Annotated in this window: 21 protein-coding genes; 9 read left to right on the top strand and 12 right to left on the bottom strand. The window is 66.4% G+C overall.

Annotated features, from left to right (window positions below):
- Position 1: 1 nt before the first annotated feature.
- Both A9D14_RS09400 and A9D14_RS09395 read right to left on the bottom strand, forming a co-directional pair.
- A complete protein-coding gene (locus A9D14_RS09400) occupies positions 2-367 on the bottom strand; it encodes a hypothetical protein (RefSeq protein WP_066845653.1) in 366 nt (121 codons plus the stop codon).
- Positions 357-548 carry a hypothetical protein gene (locus A9D14_RS09395; protein ID WP_066845650.1) on the bottom strand — a complete coding sequence of 64 codons (192 nt, stop codon included), beginning with the start codon at positions 546-548 and terminating at the stop codon, positions 357-359. The genes A9D14_RS09400 and A9D14_RS09395 overlap by 11 nt, the downstream gene beginning before the upstream one ends.
- 100 nt (positions 549-648) lie before the next feature.
- On the opposite strand from A9D14_RS09395, the gene A9D14_RS09390 reads away from it, so the two are divergent.
- Positions 649-1,344 (top strand): LexA family transcriptional regulator, encoded by a 696-nt coding sequence (locus A9D14_RS09390; RefSeq protein ID WP_066845647.1) that lies wholly within the window; start codon positions 649-651, stop codon positions 1,342-1,344.
- Here A9D14_RS09390 and A9D14_RS09385 read toward each other — a convergent pair.
- On the bottom strand, positions 1,341-2,522 hold the full coding sequence (locus A9D14_RS09385; RefSeq protein WP_157668185.1) for an acyltransferase family protein: 1,182 nt from the start codon (positions 2,520-2,522) through the stop codon (positions 1,341-1,343). The two genes, A9D14_RS09390 and A9D14_RS09385, sit on opposite strands and share 4 nt — an antisense overlap.
- Positions 2,523-2,669: 147 nt before the next feature.
- Here A9D14_RS09385 and A9D14_RS09380 point away from each other — a divergent pair, with 147 nt between their 5' ends.
- The 8 genes from A9D14_RS09380 (at position 2,670) to A9D14_RS09345 (ending at position 8,601) form a co-directional block, all read left to right on the top strand.
- The gene (locus tag A9D14_RS09380) at positions 2,670-3,314 is read left to right on the top strand and encodes an MBL fold metallo-hydrolase (protein ID WP_066848773.1); all 645 of its coding nucleotides are present in this window, start codon (positions 2,670-2,672) and stop codon (positions 3,312-3,314) included.
- Between the two features lie 117 nt (positions 3,315-3,431).
- Positions 3,432-4,601, top strand: coding sequence for a CNNM domain-containing protein (locus tag A9D14_RS09375; protein ID WP_066845641.1), 1,170 nt, complete (start codon positions 3,432-3,434; stop codon positions 4,599-4,601).
- A gap of 69 nt (positions 4,602-4,670) precedes the next feature.
- A complete protein-coding gene (locus A9D14_RS09370) occupies positions 4,671-5,204 on the top strand; it encodes a hypothetical protein (RefSeq protein WP_066845638.1) in 534 nt (177 codons plus the stop codon).
- A gap of 188 nt (positions 5,205-5,392) precedes the next feature.
- Positions 5,393-5,572 carry a 50S ribosomal protein L32 gene (gene rpmF, locus A9D14_RS09365; protein WP_066845633.1) on the top strand — a complete coding sequence of 60 codons (180 nt, stop codon included), beginning with the start codon at positions 5,393-5,395 and terminating at the stop codon, positions 5,570-5,572.
- Between the two features lie 24 nt (positions 5,573-5,596).
- Positions 5,597-6,667: a phosphate acyltransferase PlsX gene (plsX, locus tag A9D14_RS09360; RefSeq protein WP_066845630.1), complete on the top strand. Its 1,071-nt coding sequence runs from the start codon at positions 5,597-5,599 to the stop codon at positions 6,665-6,667.
- Between the two features lie 14 nt (positions 6,668-6,681).
- Complete coding sequence (locus A9D14_RS09355; RefSeq protein ID WP_066848771.1) at positions 6,682-7,680, top strand: beta-ketoacyl-ACP synthase III; 999 nt, start codon at positions 6,682-6,684, stop codon at positions 7,678-7,680.
- Positions 7,681-7,886: 206 nt separating this feature from the next.
- Positions 7,887-8,183, top strand: a complete 297-nt coding sequence (locus tag A9D14_RS09350; RefSeq protein ID WP_066848767.1) for an integration host factor subunit alpha — start codon at positions 7,887-7,889, stop codon at positions 8,181-8,183.
- 10 nt (positions 8,184-8,193) lie between these two features.
- On the top strand, positions 8,194-8,601 hold the full coding sequence (locus A9D14_RS09345; protein ID WP_083987819.1) for a MerR family transcriptional regulator: 408 nt from the start codon (positions 8,194-8,196) through the stop codon (positions 8,599-8,601).
- 27 nt (positions 8,602-8,628) lie between these two features.
- On the opposite strand, the gene A9D14_RS09340 is transcribed toward A9D14_RS09345, so the two are convergent.
- The 9 genes from A9D14_RS09340 to A9D14_RS09300 all read right to left on the bottom strand — a co-directional run bounded on the left by A9D14_RS09340 (position 8,629) and on the right by A9D14_RS09300 (position 18,112).
- Positions 8,629-9,012 (bottom strand): VOC family protein, encoded by a 384-nt coding sequence (locus A9D14_RS09340; protein WP_198301999.1) that lies wholly within the window; start codon positions 9,010-9,012, stop codon positions 8,629-8,631.
- Positions 9,013-9,060: 48 nt separating this feature from the next.
- Positions 9,061-9,441, bottom strand: coding sequence for a response regulator (locus A9D14_RS09335; RefSeq protein WP_083987817.1), 381 nt, complete (start codon positions 9,439-9,441; stop codon positions 9,061-9,063).
- Between the two features lie 8 nt (positions 9,442-9,449).
- Complete coding sequence (locus A9D14_RS09330) at positions 9,450-10,526, bottom strand: PAS domain-containing protein (protein ID WP_269769191.1); 1,077 nt, start codon at positions 10,524-10,526, stop codon at positions 9,450-9,452.
- A 134-nt stretch (positions 10,527-10,660) separates the two neighbouring features.
- Complete coding sequence (locus A9D14_RS09325) at positions 10,661-11,212, bottom strand: SixA phosphatase family protein (RefSeq protein WP_066848755.1); 552 nt, start codon at positions 11,210-11,212, stop codon at positions 10,661-10,663.
- Positions 11,213-11,265: 53 nt separating this feature from the next.
- Entirely contained in the window at positions 11,266-14,124 is a 2,859-nt protein-coding gene (locus tag A9D14_RS09320) for an ATP-dependent DNA helicase (protein WP_232468488.1), read from the bottom strand.
- Positions 14,125-14,210: 86 nt separating this feature from the next.
- Positions 14,211-14,840, bottom strand: a complete 630-nt coding sequence (locus tag A9D14_RS09315) for a hypothetical protein (protein WP_066845621.1) — start codon at positions 14,838-14,840, stop codon at positions 14,211-14,213.
- A 164-nt stretch (positions 14,841-15,004) separates the two neighbouring features.
- Positions 15,005-15,493, bottom strand: coding sequence for a thermonuclease family protein (locus A9D14_RS09310; RefSeq protein ID WP_087910486.1), 489 nt, complete (start codon positions 15,491-15,493; stop codon positions 15,005-15,007).
- A 100-nt stretch (positions 15,494-15,593) separates the two neighbouring features.
- Positions 15,594-16,598 (bottom strand): phytoene/squalene synthase family protein, encoded by a 1,005-nt coding sequence (locus A9D14_RS09305; RefSeq protein WP_066845618.1) that lies wholly within the window; start codon positions 16,596-16,598, stop codon positions 15,594-15,596.
- Between the two features lie 5 nt (positions 16,599-16,603).
- Positions 16,604-18,112: a phytoene desaturase gene (locus A9D14_RS09300; protein ID WP_066845615.1), complete on the bottom strand. Its 1,509-nt coding sequence runs from the start codon at positions 18,110-18,112 to the stop codon at positions 16,604-16,606.
- Between the last annotated feature and the right edge of the window lie 2 nt (positions 18,113-18,114).

Genomic DNA, 18,114 nt, shown 5'->3' with positions numbered 1-18,114 from the left:
CTCACTCCTCCAGCAGCAGCAGTTCGACCTGAATCCGCAGCTTGGGTTCGGGCAGCATCTCGTGCTCGACCTTGTGGATCTGCGCGTCGGCGACCAGCTGGCCGGGGATCGTGAATTCGTGGTCGGGAAGGCGGGCCAGCAGTTCCTCGCCCGCGTCGACCGCGCCGCTGCCGGTGAAGCACAATGTCATGGTGTGGCGCGTGCCGGCAAAGGTGATGCTGGCCCAGGGCATCTCGCGGTGGATCGTAACCGCGCCAAGACCGCCGGCCAGCGCCAGAACGGCGTCCTCAAGCCGTTCCGAAACACTGCGGCGAACGGAACGCGGCGCGCGGGGTGAACGGGCGAAAATGGGGTGATCAGCGCGCATTGGGCATCTCCAGCTTGTATTTGTTCATGAAATGTTCCACGCGCAAAACCATGCGGCGACGCGGTTCGCGGCCATTGCGCAGGTCATGCACCAGCCTTGGGTCGCGTGCCGCCATCCGTCCGAACTTGCTGGCAGGCATGCCGGTGCTGCGCAGGAATTTCTCGATTTCACGGATAAGCACTTGGAACTCCCTGTTTCTCGAATCGCCCCGTAGGAACACCTATCGGGTCGCAGGAGAAATCCTACTTGTCTAGGAAAAATCTTTGATGTAGGAATGAGGCATGGTTAACAATTTCACACTCGATCCGGCCCGCGAAAGGCTGATGGATCTCGCCGAGCGGCGGGGTGTCAGCCTGGCCGCCCTGTCCAAGCTGATCGGCAGGAATGCCAGCTATCTTCAGCAGTTTATTCGCAAAGGCAGCCCGCGGAAACTGGAGGAGACCGACCGCGCCACACTCGCACGATTCTTCGGCGTGGGAGAGGACGAGCTGGGCGCGCCGGAGATGGAGGAAATTTCCCCTGCACGGGGCAAAATCGCGGGAAAACTCCCCGCCGCGCGCTCGCAATGGGTTGACGTGCCGCGCCTTGCGCTGGGCGCCTCGGCAGGGCCGGGCGCTGTGGCTGAGGAAGACGCCCCGGTCGGCCATCTGCGATTCGCGCAGGGCTGGCTACGCGAACTGGGACTGACGCCGGGCGCGCTATCGGCACTGACCGTGGCGGGCGATTCGATGGAACCGACCTTGCGCGACGGGGACGAGATCCTGGTCGCCCGCGCCGATTCGGATCCGGCGGGGCGCCTGCGCGACGGCGTCCACGTGATCCGCCGCGACGGCGTGCTTCAGGTCAAGCGCCTGCAGTTCGGCACCGGGCAGGCGGCGGTCATCTCGGACAACCACGCCTATCCCTCGGACATGGCGGTCCCGCTGGAGGAACTCGACGTGCTGGGCCGGGTCGTCTGGAAGGGAGGGCGGGTCTAGCGCGCCGATGCGACCGGCGCGGGCCGCATGCCGCCATCGAACAGCAGCGCCAGCAGCTTGCTACGTTCGATCAGCAGCCATGCGCCATAGGATATTGCCAGTGTCAGCCCCATGACCGCCAGCGCCTTCACCAGCGGCGGCAGCGCCACATATTGCCCGGCGAACACCAGCGCGCAGATCAGCGGCAGGTGGAACAGATAGATCACGAAACTGGCCGCGGTGAAGCGCTGCACCGCCGGGATCGGCCGGTCGAACAGATGGGCGGCAAGGCTGATCAGCAATTGCGTCATCATCAACGCGGCGAACGTCTCGATAAAGCGGAACAGCGCGGGGTGCACCATCTCCTTGGTGATGATCGCCAGCACCACCGCAAGGGAGGCCAGAACCACCACCGCATGCGAATAGCGCGTCACCCGCGCCACCGCCTCGCGGCTGCGCTGCAGGAAACAGCCCATCGCGAACCACGGCGCATAGATGATCGCCTGGTCGACACGCAGGATTTCCTGGATCACATTGGTGTTCAGGCCCTGGATATAGAATGCCTCCACCGCCAGCGCTTCCCACAACCCGACGATGGTCGCCAGCATCAGCAGCGCGATCACCATGTGCCGCCCGACCAGCCGGTCCGCCCATTGCGGCAGCCGTGCCTGCGCGAAATCACGCTTCCACAGCGCCAGCGCCGCGATCGCGCAGCAGAAATACAGCAGCACGATGATGAACCACAAATGCCGCACCCAGTACCCGCCGGACTTCGACGAATTGTCGATCCAGCTCGCCACCGCCTGCGAAAAAGGCAGGTTCGATATTTCGCAGAACCAGTTCATCACCGGCACCAGCACGATGACCGAGGTGACGAGCGGGATCGCCAGCCGCCGGAACCGCCCCTCAAGCCAGGTGCCCGGCGCGCGCCGCGCCAGCAGCATCGCGGCGAAATAGCCCGCGATCAGGAAAAAGGCTGGCATGCGGAACAGGCTGATGAACCGGGCAAGCTCGATGAAACCGGTGACGCCTTCGCCCGATTTCACGATCCATTGACGCCCGACCATGTATGACAGCGCCACGTGATAGGGTATGCCCAGCAGCATCAGAACCGCGCGCAGCGTGTCCCAGAAATGCTCGCGCGGGGGGCGCGCAGCCATGGGCGCAGCGGCGTCCGGCATGGTGTTGGCACGGTTCATGATGCCTTCCATGCCCGGAATCGCCCGCTCGTCAATGGGCGTTGCGGCTGCCCGGTCGCTGCTCGCGGCTTGCAATCGCGCACCGCTCTGGCCATTTCCAGATCCATGAACGATGCCACCACCAACGAAACAAACGCCCAGCCCGCCATGCGCGCCGCCATCCTGCCCGTCACCCCGCTGCAGCAAAACTGCTCGCTGATCTGGTGCACCAAGACGATGAAGGGCGCGCTGGTCGATCCCGGCGGCGATCTCGACAAGTTGAAAGCCGGCGTCGCCAAATCCGGCGTGACGCTGGAAAAGATCCTGATCACCCACGGCCATCTCGACCATTGCGGCATGGCGGGGGTGCTGGCGAAGGAACTGGACCTGCCGATCGAGGGGCCGGAAGAGGCTGACCGCTTCTGGATCGCGCGGCTGGACGATGACGCGGGCCGCTGGGGCGTAGAGGCGCAGGTATTCGAGCCCGACCGCTGGCTGAAGGACGGCGACACGGTGACGGTGGGCGAACTGGTGCTGGATGTCGTCCACTGCCCCGGCCACACGCCGGGCCATGTCGTCTTCGTCCACCAGCCCAGCCGTTTCGCCTTTGTCGGCGACGTGCTGTTCAAGGGCAGCATCGGCCGCACCGATTTCCCGATGAGCGACCACCAGAGCCTGATCGACGCGATCACGCAGAAGCTGTGGCCGCTGGGCGACGACATCACCTTCGTGCCCGGCCACGGCCCCGTCAGCACATTTGGCGCGGAACGACAGACCAATCCCTTCGTTGCCGACATGGCACTCAAGCAATAGGGCACTAAAGCAATAGGGCACTCAAGCAATAGGGCCCTCAAACGATAGTGCCCTCAAGCAATAGGGCACTGAAGCAATAGAGTTTCACGCCAACCCCGGGGGGAATCGTTCGACCACATGGCGCTGCTGATCTTTTATATCGCTCTCGCGCTATGCGTGTCCTTTCTGTGTTCGATCCTCGAATCGTCGCTGCTGACGATCACGCCCTCGCAGGTGCGCACGGCAGAGGAACAGGGCGCGAAATGGGCCAGCCGGGTCAAGCAGCTGAAGGACGACATCGAACGTCCGCTTGCCGCGATCCTGACGCTCAACACCATCGCCCACACCATGGGCGCGGCGGGCGCGGGCGCGCAATATGCCGCGCTGTACGGCGGCGGCGGAGAGGCGGTTTTCGCGGCCATATTGACGCTGGCGATCCTGGTGGTGACCGAAATCATCCCCAAGACGATCGGCGCCAGATATGCCCGCGCGCTTGCGCCGTTTTCGGCATGGATCCTGCCGATCATGATCAAGTGCCTTGCACCGCTGGTCTGGGCCTCGCGCCAGCTGACCAGGATCATCACCATGGGCCGCGCCGCCGATATCCCGCAGCACCGCGAGGAAATCCTTGCCGTCGCCAGCCTGGGGCAGGCTTCTGGCCAGATCGACAGCAGCGAGGTTCGCTTCATGCAGAACATGCTGCAGCTCAATGCGCTCAAGGTGTCCGACGTGATGACGCCGCGCACGGTGGTCTTCACGCTCAGCCGCGAAGTCATGCTCGAGGAGTTCGCCCGCCGCATCCGCGAGGTGCCGTTCACGCGCATCCCTGTCTATGCCGACAACGCGGACGAGATCGCGGGCTTCGTCATCAAGCACGAGGTGCTGTCCCTGCTGCTCGATGGCGGGAGGGGCGGCGGGGGCGCCGATGGGCAGGGCGCCGCTGGTCAGGGCGTCGCTGGGCAGGGCGTCGATGAGCAGGGCGCCGGGGGACGGGGCATCGTTTCGCTGATCCGCCCGCTCCCCCGCGTGCTGGACGAATCGACGGTCGACCGGCTGTTCCACCGCATGATCGCTGAACATCACCACATCATGGCGGTGGTCGACGAATACGGCACGTTCCTCGGCCTCGTCACGCTGGAGGACGTGCTGGAGACGATCTTCGGCTTCGAGATCGTGGACGAGCTGGACGAGGTGCCCGACCTCCAGGAATATGCGCGCGAACTGTCGCGGCGCAGGGCGGCGCGCACCGGCCCCGTCGCCCGCCAGCGAGAGGCGCTGGCGACGGGCGAGGGCGAAGGCATTTCTTAACCGGCTTCGTGGTGTGCTTCGCCCAGGTCCCCATGCAGGGTCCGACAGCGCAGGCAAGGGGGCGAGCCGATGTTCGGTCTGTTCAAGCGAAAGATGGCGCCCGAAGGCCCTTTCGAATTCACCGACGAGATACGGATCGAGCGGCCGATGGCAGCTGTCTATCGCCTGCTCGACTGGTCGGACCCGCTGAATGCGCAAAAGGCGCAGGGCGACATGCTGACCCCGGGCGATGGGGCGGGACAGTGGCGGCTCGTCGTGACCAAGCTTGAGAATCACGAATATCTGATCGCGCTGGTGGCCAGCGAAATGCCGGTCCGATACGTGTACGATTGCAATGTGGTGCCGATGATCGGCAGGCTGGTCCGGACGCGCGAAGCCTATTCGCTCGCGCCGCTTGCCGGCGGCGCCTGCATGGTAAAGCTGGCGGTGACCGCGCAACTTGTGCCCCGGCTGACTGCAAGGCAGTTCGCGCATGAGGAAAAGCTGCTGTCGGCTTCATGCTACAATGCGGTCGCACGCCTCAAGATCCATGCCGAAAAAGGGGCGGATGCCGCGCGCGATGCGGAAATGGACGAGTCGAACGGCTTCAGGATCAGGCTGTGACCGCGGGCCGACACGACCGCCGGGGGCAAGCCTCGCCGCAAACGCTCCCTTGCTTTTCGTGTCAGAATCGCTAAAGGGCGCGCCTTCGCCGCAAACTTGCGTCTTGCTCCCGGTGGGTCTTGCTGTCCGCCGCTGCATGGCCTAGTGCGGCCCGCAAATATTGACCGATTTTTTAAACAGGTGCCGAAATGGCTGTTCCGAAGAGAAAAGTATCCCCGCATCGCCGTGGCAATCGCCGGGCGCATGACGCGCTCAAGCCCGCAGCGTTCCACGAATGCTCGAACTGCGGCGAACTGAAGCGCCCGCATAATCTGTGCGATGCCTGCGGCCACTACAACGGCCGTGAAATCGTAGCGGTCGGCCTGTAAAAGACCGACCGGCCGGAGAGTAGGATGAGTCTGCCGCGTATCGCCGTCGATGCGATGGGCGGCGACGAGGGCGTGCGCGTGATGATCGAAGGCGCGGCGCTCGCGCGTCGCCGTCACGATCGCTTCAAGTTCCTGCTCGTCGGGGACGAGACGCGGATCAAGGCTGCGCTCGAGGATCATCCCAACATGCGCGGCGCATCGGAAATCCTCCACGCGCCCGAAATCGTGTCAGGTGACGAAAAGCCTACGCAGGCGCTGCGCCGCGCGCGCAAGACCTCGATGGGCATGGCGATCGACGCGGTGAAACGCGGCGAGGCCGGGGCCGCCGTCTCTGCCGGCAATACCGGCGCGCTGATGGCGATGGCCAAGCTGTCGCTGCGCACCATGCCGGGGATCGACCGCCCTGCGCTGGCCGCGCTGATGCCCACTTTGGGTGAGACCGACATGGTCATGCTCGACCTTGGCGCGAACACCGAATGCGACGCGCGCAACCTGGTCCAGTTCGCGGTGATGGGCGCGGCCTATGCGCGCATCGCCAGCAATCTCGCCGAACCGCGCGTCCGGCTGCTGAACATCGGGACCGAGGAAACGAAGGGCACCGGAGCCCTGCGCGAGGCGTCGGACACGCTGCGCGCGGCGCAGAACCAGCTGGCCTTCAGCTTCGGCGGCTTTACCGAGGCGGACAAGATCAACCGGGGCGAGACCGACGTCGTCGTCACCGACGGTTTCTCGGGCAATATCGCCCTCAAGGCGGTCGAGGGTGCGGCGCGCTTCGTGACCGACCTGCTCAAGGAAGCGTTCCAGTCCTCGCTGCGCTCCAAGATCGGTTTCCTGGTCTCGCGCCCAGCGACCGAACTGCTCAAGCATCACCTCGATCCCAACAACCATAACGGCGCGGTCTTCCTCGGCCTGAATGGCGTGGTGGTGAAAAGCCACGGCAGCGCCAATGCGAAGGGCGTGGCCAATGCGGTCGCGGTCGCCGCGCGGCTGCTGGAAGAAGATCTGATAGAGCGTATCACGGCGGACCTGGCCGAAAGCGGCCTGGCGGCCAAGACCCGGTCGCGGCGCACATCCGTCGGCGCGGAAGAGGCATGAACATACCCAAGGGCATGATCCGGCGCAGCTGCGTCATCGGCACCGGATCGGCGCTGCCCGAACGGCGCGTCACGAACGAGGAGCTGGCCCGGACCGTCGACACCAGCGACGAATGGATCCGCGAACGCACCGGCATCGCCGCCCGCCATATCGCGGGCGAGGGCGAGACGACCGCGACCCTGGCCGCCGACGCCGCGCGCAAGGCGCTGGACACCGCCGGGCTGACCGCGGCGGACATCTCGCTGATCGTGCTGGCGACCGCCACGCCCGACCAGACGTTCCCGTCCAGCGCGAGCAAGGTGCAGGACCTGCTGGGCGCGACGAACGCCTATGCCTTCGATGTTGGGGCGGTCTGCTCGGGCTTCCTCTATGCGATCGCCACCGCCGACGCGCTGCTGAAAACGCCTGCGGGCGCGGCGGCGGGGGGCAGGCACCGCGCGCTGGTGATCGGCGCGGAGACCTTCAGCCGCATCCTCGACTGGGACGACCGCGGCACCTGCGTCCTGTTCGGCGACGGCGCGGGCGCGATGATCCTGGAAGCGCGCGACTTCCCCGCGAATCAGGCCGACACCGCCCCCGGCATCATCGCCAGCCGCCTCCACACCGAAGGCGCGCATAACGAGCTGCTGTATGTCGACGGCGGCCCGTCGACCACCGGCACGGTCGGCAAGCTGCGCATGAAGGGCCGCGAGGTGTTCCGCCATGCGGTCACCAATCTCGCCGATGTGCTGCGCGAGGTGATGGACGAGGCCGGCATCGCCCCTGCCGCGCTCGACTGGGTGGTGCCGCATCAGGCCAATGCGCGGATCCTGGATGCCACCGCGAAAAAGCTGGGCCTTCCGCCCGAAAAGGTCGTGAAGACCGTGCAGGACCACGCCAACACCTCCGCCGCCAGCGTGCCGCTGGCCTATGACGTGGCGGTGCGCGATGGGCGAATCCAGCCCGGCCAGCTAGTCATGCTGGAAGCGATGGGCGGCGGATTCACCTGGGGCGCCTGCCTGCTGAGAAGCTGACAAAAGCTATAGGCCGATACAATTTGTCTTTGCGGCCCTGCAAATCGTTCGCAGCCTAGCCAGATTGATGCCCGGATTATCCTAAAAACCCCTGATAAGTGGCTCTACCGTCCCGTTTTCGTTTGGATCGTCGCGGCGGTTATGAAATAGTTATCGCATATTACTCGGGGTCGCCTGCAACCGAGGGGAACAGGGGAATGTTGGATATGCGATCAGTCGGAACGCTGACCCGGGCCGATCTTGCCGATGTCATCCATCGCAAGGTCGGGCTGAGCCGCGCCGAATCTCTGGACATGGTGGAAGGCATCCTGGGACACATGTGCGATGCCATGTCGGATGGCGAGAATGTGAAGATCTCGGGCTTCGGCACGTTCTTGCTGCGCGACAAGGGCGAGCGCGTCGGCCGCAATCCCAAGACCGGGATCGAGGTGCCGATCACACCGCGCCGCGTCATGACCTTCCGCGCCAGCAAGATGCTGAAGGACAAGGTCAGCGGGCTCTAGGACGGATCGCGTGAGCGCAGACGGTAATTCAAAGGACGGTGATATCTTCGACGACGGCAAGGACGCCGCCGCCTTCCGCACGATCGGAGAGGTGGCGAAGGCGCTGGGCATCAAGCCCCACGTGCTGCGCTATTGGGAAGAGCAGTTTCCCATGCTCAAACCCGTCAAGCGCAGCGGCCAGCGCCGCTATTACCGCCCCGACGATGTGGCGCTGCTGCAGACGATCGACCGGCTGCTGAACCGCGAGGGCTTCACCATCAAGGGCGCGGTCCGCGCGCTGAAATCGGGCCAGCCGGGCGAGGAGCCCGTTCCTGCGCCCGCGGCCCAGCCCGATCCGCGGCTGGACCGCGGCACCGATGCGGAACTGGTCGCCCGGCTCAAATCCATTCGCAAGACATTGGCCGGCGCGCTCGTCTGAGAGGTCAGGGCCAGAGCCGCCGGCAATTCAGTCCACCGGCGGCATACCCGGCGGGTAATGGCTGATCTCGAAGCGCATGCCGTCCGGATCCTTCATGAACAAGGCGGTCGCGCCCTTCATCTGCTGGATGTCGGGCACATCGAACCCGGTGTCCTGCATCGCCTGGCGCACTGCCTCGACCGTGGCCGCGTCGGGTGCGGTAAAGCCGATATGGTTCATCCCCGCGCCATAGCGCTCATAGGGCCTCGTCCCCGCCCGCGCCTGCATGAACTGCAGGAAGAAGGTGCCGTTGCTCCAGACATGGTCCTTGCGCCTGGCAAAGCCCAGCAGCGGCAGCAATGCGCCATAGAACGCCATGCTGGCATCCAGCGAGGACACCATGATGGTCAGATGATCGGGCTGCATCGGCATGGCCGGCACCCGAGCCGCGCCGGAAATCAACGGAGGCTCACTGGGCGGTCACTGGGTGGTCACTGGGCGGTCACTGGGCGGCTGGCCGATCAGGTCGATCAGCCGCGCCACCACGTCCTCCGCCGGTCGCGGCTTCGAGATGATCGGGGCGTCGATCTCGCGCAGATGCTCACCCACCCGGTCGAGGTCGCCGGTGTGGAGGATGAAGGGAATCCCGTCCCTGGCCAGCCGCGCGGCGGTCGCCTGGCAGGTCACCCCGCCGCCCAGGCTGACATCCAGGATAGCGCCCGCTATCGGCTTGCTTTCGATGCAGGCGATCGCCTCGTCGTTGTCGACCGCGGTCACGGCCTCGTGGCCTGCATCCTCGAACGCATATTGCAGGTCCATGGCGATGAAAGGTTCGTCCTCGAGGACAAGAAAAATCTTCATTCTGTGCGCTATCCGTGCGTGATCGGGATCAGGATTCTGGCATTCAACCCTTCGGGCTCCCATTCGGTTTCAAGCACGCCGCGCGAATGGCCCAGCAGGGTGCGGGCAATGTCGAAGCCGGTGCCAGTCATCTCGGGCGCCTCGGTGATCCGGGGGCCGCCGCGCTCGATCCACTGGATCACCAGCGAATTGCGCGCGAATTTGTCCTTCTCATGCGCCCACGACACCTCGATCGTGCCGCCGGCCTGCGACAAGGCGCCATATTTGGTGGCATTGGTCGCCATCTCGTGCAGGGTCAGGCCGATCGCCGAAATCGCGTTGGGTTCGGTGCGGATGCCGTTGCCGGTAAAGACGAAGCGGTCGTTTTCCGGATCATAGGGCGCCAGCACCGCGCGGATCGCCTGGCCGACATGGATCGTGCCCAGCACGGCCTCGTCCAGCGTGGGTTCGTAGGAGCGGCCCAGCGCCTGCACCCGCTCGTTGATCTTGCGCGCGACATCGCGGGCGTTCATCGACCGGCCGGTGATGTTCACGATGCCGCCGATGACGGCGAACACGTTCTTAAGCCTGTGCGAAACCTCGCGCGCCATTGCCTTGGCATGGCGCTCGTCCGCGCGCGACTGGTGGATGTCGGTCACGTCCCACTGGCTGCCGAAGAAATATTTCAGCGCGCCATTCTCGTCATAGATCGGCCCCAGGTGCAGCGTGTTCCAGAAGGTCGATCCGTCCTTGCGGTAATTCAGGATCTCGACCACCACGACTTCCTCGCTGCGGATGGCATCGCGGATCCTGCCCACTTGCGCCTGGTCGGTGTCGGGGCCCTGCAGGAACCGGCAATTGCGGCCGATGATCTCTTCGGTCCGGTATCCGGTCAGCTGCTGGAACGCCTCGTTGCAGAAGACGATCGGATCGTCCTGCAGGTTGGGATCTGTCAGGCAGACCGCCATACGGGTCTGCGCCATCGCCTGCTCGAACAGCAGCCCGCTCGCGCCGTCGAAGGCGGGCGAATCGGGGGAATAGATCGGGCGGTGGGCCTGGTTGGATGATCTCAGCCGCTTGCTGTCATCATTGCCATCTGATGCCACGAAATACTCCATAGACGATTGGGGGCGCTTGGTGGCGTGTCAGCGCCGGCGCCATGCAGGACGGTTCAGGATCGATAAGAGGAAGGCGACAGAAGCCGGTTTGTTCCGGAACCGGCTAAATGAGAAACTAGCGTCTAGCCCGCATATTCCGGACCGAGCGCCGGGTCCAGATCGCGCGGTCGGGTCAGTGCGATCAATCGTCCCTTCGCGCGGGGCAATTCGCTCCAGTCGGCGATATCCAGCTCGACCAGGGCGAAGGCGCCGGTCGGGAATTTCTCCTCGGCGATGGCGCGCAGGCGGTCTTCGGGATCGGCGGGCACCAGCGCAAGCACCAGCTCCTCAAGCCCTGGATTATGCGCGACCAGCAGCAGGCTGTCGGCATTGCCGCCATGTTCGACGGCACTGTCGATCAGCTGCCCGGGATCGGCGAGATACAGCTTCTTGTCGTCGACCCGCTCCACCGGCGCGCTGCGGCCCATCGCGTCCAGCGCGATGTCGATCGTCTCCTGCGCGCGGGCCGCGGCAGAGGCGACCACACGCTCGAACGGCGGCTGCACACGCGCGAGCGCGCGGCCCATGGCGGCGGCGGCGCGGCGGCCCTTGGGATTCAGCCCGCGATCATAGTCCCGGCCCGAGGGCTGATGCTCCTCGGACTTGGCATGGCGCAGCAGGCCCAGGATTTTCACGGCTCTTTTCCCTGCCGGGGGCGGCCCGGCCCCTGCCGGCAGCGCAGCGTCGCTCAAGCTTCACGTTCCTCTTCGAATGTCGCCGGTCCGGCGCAGAGAACACCTCCCTGCAATCTTTGTAAAGCATCATCAAGTGTCAGCCGATGAACAGGTGTTCCTTGGGGAAATGCCGACAGCAGGCGCGAGGGGAAGGCGGGCGACAGCACGACGAAGCGGCCCCGGTCGTCCTTGGTGCGGATCAGCCGCCCGAACGCCTGCGCGATGCGCGCGCGCACGATGGCATCGTCATAGGCCTGCCGGTTCGCATCGAACTGCTCCACATGCGCGGCGCGGCGCGCGCGGTGCAGGATCGACGGCTTGGCCCAGGGCACCTGCTCCATCACCACCAGCCGCAGCGAATCGCCCGGCACGTCGACCCCGTCGCGCAAGGCATCGGTGCCCAGCAGCGATGCGCGCGGATCGTCGCGGAAGATGTCGACTAGGGTGCCGGTATCGATCGGATCGACATGCTGCGCGTAAAGCGGCAGCCCGCCGCGCGCCAGCCGGTCGGCGATCCGCGCATGCACCGCGCGCAGCCGCCGGATCGCGGTGAACAGGCCCAGCACGCCGCCCGCCGATGTCTCGATCAGGCGGCCGTATGCGGCGGCCAGCGCGCCGATGTCGCCGCGCGGCACGTCGGTCACGATCAGCACCTCGGCCTGCGCAGCATAATCGAACGGGCTCGCGGCCTCGGCCAGTTTCGGCGACAGCCCCAGGTGCCCCGCACCCGATCGCGCCACCGCGCGCGCCCAGTCGGGCTCGCGCCCCGCGTCGCCCTCGGCGATGGCAGAGCGGTCGCACAGGGTCGCGCTGGTCTGCATCACTCCGTGCGCGGGTTCCAGCACGGTGGCGGCAAAGGGCTTCATCGGGTCCAGCCAGCGGCGGTGGAGGCCGATGTCGAACTCGCGCGCCTCGGCCCGGTCGACCGCCAGCCAGTCGACAAAATCGGGATCGGCAGGCCCGCCCATGCGCGCCAGCAAGGCTTCCCATGCGGACAGGCTGTCGATCCGCCACGACATCGCATGGCGCGCGCCCTCGATCCGCTGGCGGGTCTGGCCGTCCATCCAGTCGGGCGCATCCTCGCCGCTGGCGATCAGCGCATCGAGCCGCGCCATCAGCTTCATCAGCGGCTGGCGCAGCCGGGCCAGCGCATCGCGCGCTTCGCCCGCCGCCTCAAGGAACGGCCCGTCGAGGTCGGCGGCCTCGGTCTCGATCCCGTATCCCGCCTCGCCGCTGCCGCTTTCGTCGCGCGCATGGGTCAGGCGGCGCACATGGGCGAGCAGGTTCTCGATCGCGCCCATCGGCTCGCTTTCGCCGATGCGGGCCAGCCAGCCGTCGGCGGGCAGCAGCATCGCGGCATCGCGCGCGTCGGATATGGCCTTGCCCGCCACCTCGTCATAGCTGGCCACATCGGCGAGCCGCGCCGACAAACCGCGCCGCCGCCCGCTGCGCGCCTGCCCGGCCTTGGTTTCCGGCCCCAGCACCCAGCGCCGCATTTCGATCGCCTCGCTGCCCGACAATTGCGCGGCGAAGGTCGAATCGGCGGCGTCGAACAGATGATGCCCCTCGTCGAAGACGATGCGGGCGGGGCGGGCATTGGCGCCTTCCTCGCGGTGCTGCGCTCTGGCGGCATGCACCATTACCAGAGCATGATTGGCGATCACCAGGTCGGCATGCGCCGAATCGCGCGCGGCGCGTTCGATGAAGCAGCGCCTGAAATGCGGGCAACCGGCATAGACGCATTCGCCCCGCCGGTCGGTCAGCGCGGCCAGTCCCCGCTTGCGGAACAAGGTGGGCAGCCAGCCGGGCAGATCGCCGCCCACCATGTCGCCATCCTCGGTAAAGGCGGCCCAGCGCGCCACCAGCTGCGCGAAGATCGCGGGCCGCCCGGTAAAGCCGCCGCCCTGCAATGCGTCTTCCAGGTTCAGCAGGCAGAGGTAGTTGTCGCGCCCCTTGCGCACGACGACGGCGGGCGTTTCGCGCGCCGCTTCATCATTCGGCCCGAAGTCCGGCCAGGCGCGGCGGCTCTCGCGGCGCAATTGGCGTTGCAGAGCCTTGGTATAGGTCGACACCCACACCGTCCCGCCCGATTGCTGCGACCACAGCGAGGCGGGCGCGAGATAGCCCAGGGTCTTGCCGACCCCCGTGCCCGCCTCGGCCAGCAGCATGTTGGGCTGGCCCCGCTCGCGGCGCGGTTCGAACACGTGGGCGGCGGCGCGGGCATAGTCGCGCTGGCCTTCGCGCTTTTCGGAGCCGTGACCGGTCAGCGCGTCCAGCCGGTCCGCTACCGCGTCGCCGTCCAGCACGGTATGCGCGGCCTGCGGGCGGGCAGGGCGCTCCTCCCATTCGGGCAGTTTCGAAAACACCCAGCGTTCGGCGCGTTCGGGCCGCTTCACATGCGGCAGCAGCAATTGCGCCCATGGCCAGCGATGCCGCACCAGCGACTGCAGCACGCTCCACGCGCCCTCGCGCTCGGCCCAGTCGTCAGCATCGCAGCGCGCAAACAACGCGGCGGCGGCGCGGGCCAGCAGCAGCGGCACCTCGTCCTCGCTGGCCGGTTCGGGCAGGTCCAGCGCATGGGCAAGCCCGCGCGGCGTCGGCACCATGAAGCGCGCGGGATGGACGAAGGCGAACAGTTCCAGCAGGTCCAGCCCCGACAACTCGGGATAGCCCAGGCGGCTGGCGACCAGCGGAGCGTTCAGCATCAGCAGCGGGGTTTCCGCCGCCGACATGATCGCCTCGCCCCGCGACAGCCCGCGCACCTTTCCATCGGGCGCGGCCAGCCAGCAGCCCGAATGGCTGGCGTGCAACGCGGGCAGCGTCAGCGCAGGCCAGTTCCGGTCGGCCATGTCAGTGGGTGGGCTGTCGGGCATGGCCCGCAAGATAGGAAGCGCGGCACGAAAAGGGAACGGGTGCCCCCGTCGCTATGCCCAGCAAGCGTGAAAAAGGTCCAGCGGGATCAGGCCGCCTCGACGTGCTCCACGGTGCCGGCAGCTTTGGCATCGCAGCAGTCACACACCTCGATGCTCAGCGTGACCAGCGCGGTCAGCTGCGCGTCGATACGCTCGCCATGCGCGGGCTCAAGCGTGCGCCGCACCAGCCGCGACACGACCGAGGGGGCATCCTTGCCCGCATCGTCCTTGCGGTGGACGAAGCCCGAGACATGCATCCACTGGTGCATCAGATGGGCGGCATAGTTCACCGGATCGTCGACGATCATGCAGCGGTTAAGGAACCAGCGCGCGCTATAGATCGGCAGCGTGCCGATGCGGGTCGCGCCGATGACGCCGCGGCCCGCCTTGTCGTCGGGCAGATCGGCAATCTCGATCGACAGATTCAGCGCATGATCGCCGCAATGGCCGGATTCCCGGCCCTGCACGATGCGGTCCCACACCCCGTCGCCGTCAAGCTGGCGCACATTGCCGTGGCGCCCGCGCCAGCTGGCGCTGGAATACTGGGCCTGGCGAACCGACCCGCCGAAGCCGGGGGCCTGCACGGCCTCCCTCAGCAGGCTTACGGATTCGCGGATGAAGGCAAGCTCGGCGTCAGAAGCGCCGGCAGCGTTATGAAGGATTACCGATACGGTCATAGTGGCTCCAACGCAGCCCAGGAAAAATGTTTCCGGACCGCCGCAAAGACGATCCGTCCGTCCCGGAATGAGGCGAGGGAAGCGAATATCGGCTTAACGCGGAATTCGGGAAACATTCATGTTCGCGGCGTGCGATTTTCGGACAAATCGACCGGCCGACGACGTCAGCACCAGTTCCCCTTGTAGCCGCGCCAGCGCTCGGCCAGCCCCTCGTCGATCAGCACTTCGCCCAGGTTCCTGCCGCCGCGCGTCACGCGGCGCAGCAGCCGGCCATAGCGGTCGGTATCCTCCGGCCCGCTTTCCATCGAGAACGGCCCCGCGTTCAGCAATTCGGTCAGCCGCTCGGTCGCCTGCACGCCCAGCGCATATTCGCGGTCGCATTGCGGAGAGGACGTCTCGGGCGTGTTGATGTCCAGGATGCGGATCTTGTCGCCCGCGAACCAGAAGGTGTCGCCGTCCACCACGCAGTTCACCCGCTGCGGCCCGTCGCAATTGGTGAAATGCCCCGAAAGCGTATCGCTCGCCGAAGCGGCTGGCGCGGCCAGCGGCTGGGCGCCGCCGTCCTCCACGAATGGCGCGCCATGGCGCAGCGTGACGCCAAAGCCGATCAGGAATACGGACAGGACGAGGATGATGTAACCGGTGGTGCGCATGCTGACCTATGTTCTGGGGACGGGAACGCCCCGCTGCTCATGCCCCTGCCAGTTCCGGGGCACGGCGCGAAAGGGCATTTTGAACCTCATGCACAGGGGTTTACGCGGCGAGGATCAACACCCGGTTCCGTGCCGCCCGGTCGCGCAGGTCCGCCAGCGTGTGTCGGCGCTTCGCCGCCTCGGCCTCGCATTCATCGCCGGCCGGGCGCAGCGATCCCGCCCAGGAATGGGCCAGCCAGCCCAGCTTCTCCAGCTTGGTGGTATGGGCGCGGTGGTCCCAGGCATGTGCGCCCGCGGCCTCTACCTTGCGGGCGATCCCGCCATAGATGCCCGTCGCGGCCAGCACCGCCCACCGGTCGCGGAACCGCAGCCGCGCCGCGCCGATCCGGGCCGAAGCCTCATGCGCGCGGGCGATCGCACAGGCCTCGCCGACCAGCTCGACCAGCTGCTGGCGGTAGCACGGCTTCATGTGCTGGCCGGGCGGAATGTCCCGCTCCACCAGCCATTCGACGGGCAGATAGCAGCGCCCCGCCGCGTCATCCTCCCACACGTCGCGCACGATATTGGCCAGCTGGAACGCCAGCCCCAGGTCGCAGGCGCGCTCAAGCGTATCCTCGTCATCGGGCGACACGCCCATCACCAGCGCCATCATCACGCCGACCGCGCCCGCGACATGATAGCAATATTCCATCATGTCGCCCTCGCTGCGGGGGCGCCAGTCGGCGGCGTCGAGCACGAAGCCCGCGATCACGTCGTCGCAATGCGCCTGGGTGATGCCGCATTCGCGCGCCACCAGACCCAGCCCGTCGAACGAGGGATCGCCCGTCGGCTGCCCCGCCAGCGCCTGCGCGGTGCGCGTGCGAAGCAGGGCGACGCGCTCCTTCGCGCCCTCCTGCGAACCCAGTTCGCCCCCCATGTCCTGTGCGTCGGCCAGATCGTCGCAGGCCCGGCACCATGCATAGAGCAGCCACACCTTTTCCCGCGTTTCGCGGTCGAACAGGCGGCTGGCGGCGGAAAAGCTCTTCGACCCCTTGCCGATCGCGCGCTGGGCATGCGCGACCAGTTCGGGGCGTGACAGGACGCTGGGGGAATCGACGGCAGGCATGAACGCTAGCGCCGCGCCAGATCGGCCAGCATTAGCCGCGCCGTCGCCCGCGCGCTGCCGACCACGCCCGGAATGCCCGCGCCCGGATGCGTGCCCGCGCCGGTGAAATACAGGTTCGTGATCTCGTCGTCACGGTTGTGCGTGCGGAAATACGCGCTCTGCGTCAGCACCGGCTCAAGGCTGAAGGCGCTGCCCAGATGGGCGTTGAGGTCATGGGTGAAGTCGAACGGCGTATAGTGGAACTTGGTCACGATCCGCTCGTGCAGGTCGGGGATCAGCCGCTTCGCCACCTCGTCCAGCACGCGCTTTTCCAGTGCGGGGCCGGCGGTGTTCCAGTCCACCGGCAGCTTGCCGCGATGCGCGACCGGCACCAGCGCATAGAAGGTCGAATGCCCCTCGGGCGCCATGCCCGCATCGCTGACGCTGGGATGGTGCAGATAGACCGAAAAATCGCGCGGCAGCACGCCATACTTGTAGATGTCGTCCAGCAGTCCCTTGTAGCGCGGACCGAACAGGATCATGTGATGCGGAATGTCGGGGAAGGTGCCCTTCACCCCGAAATGCACCACGAACAGGCTGGGGGAATAGCGCTTCCTCGCCAGCTTGGCTGCCACGCGCGGGCCACGCCGGTTGCCGGTCAGCAAGTCGCGATAGGAATGCATCACGTCGGCATTGCTGGCGACCGCGTCGAAATTCTCGTGCCAGCCGCTGGCACAGGTGACCCCGGTGGCCTGGTTGCCCGCGGTCTCGATCGCGGTGACCGGATCGCCCAGCCGGACCGTGCCGCCCAGCCGTTGGAAATGTTTCACCATGCCCGCGACCAGCCGGTTGGTGCCGCCCCTGGCCCACCACACGCCGCCGTCCTTTTCCAGCTTGTGGATCAGCGCATAGATCGAACTGGTCGCCATCGGGTTGCCGCCCACCAGCAGCGTGTGAAAGCTCAGCGCCTCGCGCAGCTTCTCGTCCGAGACATAGCTGGACACCACCGAATAGACCGACCGCCACGCCTGGTATTTGGCCAGCGCGGGCGCGGCCTTCAGCATCGACTTGAAATCCAGGAACGGCACATGGCCCAGCTTCACATAGCCTTCGCGCCACACGCCTTCGGAATATTGCAGGAATTCCTCGTACCCCGCCAGATCGTCGGGGTTCAGCTTGGCGATCTCGCGCGCCAGCTGGGCGTTGTCGTTGGAATAGTCGAAATTGGTCCCGTCCTCCCAGTTGAGGCGGTAGAACGGCATCACCGGGACCAGCTCGACATCCTCCTCCATGTCATGGTCGGTCAGCTTCCACAACGCGCGCAGGCAGTCGGGATCGGTGATCACGGTGGGGCCGGCGTCAAAGGTGAAACCGTCGCGCTCCCAGTAATAGGCGCGGCCGCCCGGCTTGTCGCGGCCCTCGACCAGCACAGTCTCGATGCCGGAAGCCTGCAGGCGGATCGCCAGCGCCAGGCCGCCGAAACCGGCGCCGATCACGGCGGCGCGGCGCGGCTTGGGTTGGATGGAAGAAGTCATCG

The organism is Croceicoccus marinus, assembly GCF_001661675.2.
Lineage (GTDB): Bacteria > Pseudomonadota > Alphaproteobacteria > Sphingomonadales > Sphingomonadaceae > Croceicoccus > Croceicoccus marinus.
The sequence above is the reverse complement of the archived record's forward strand: the minus strand, read 5'-3'. Positions and strand labels throughout refer to the sequence as shown.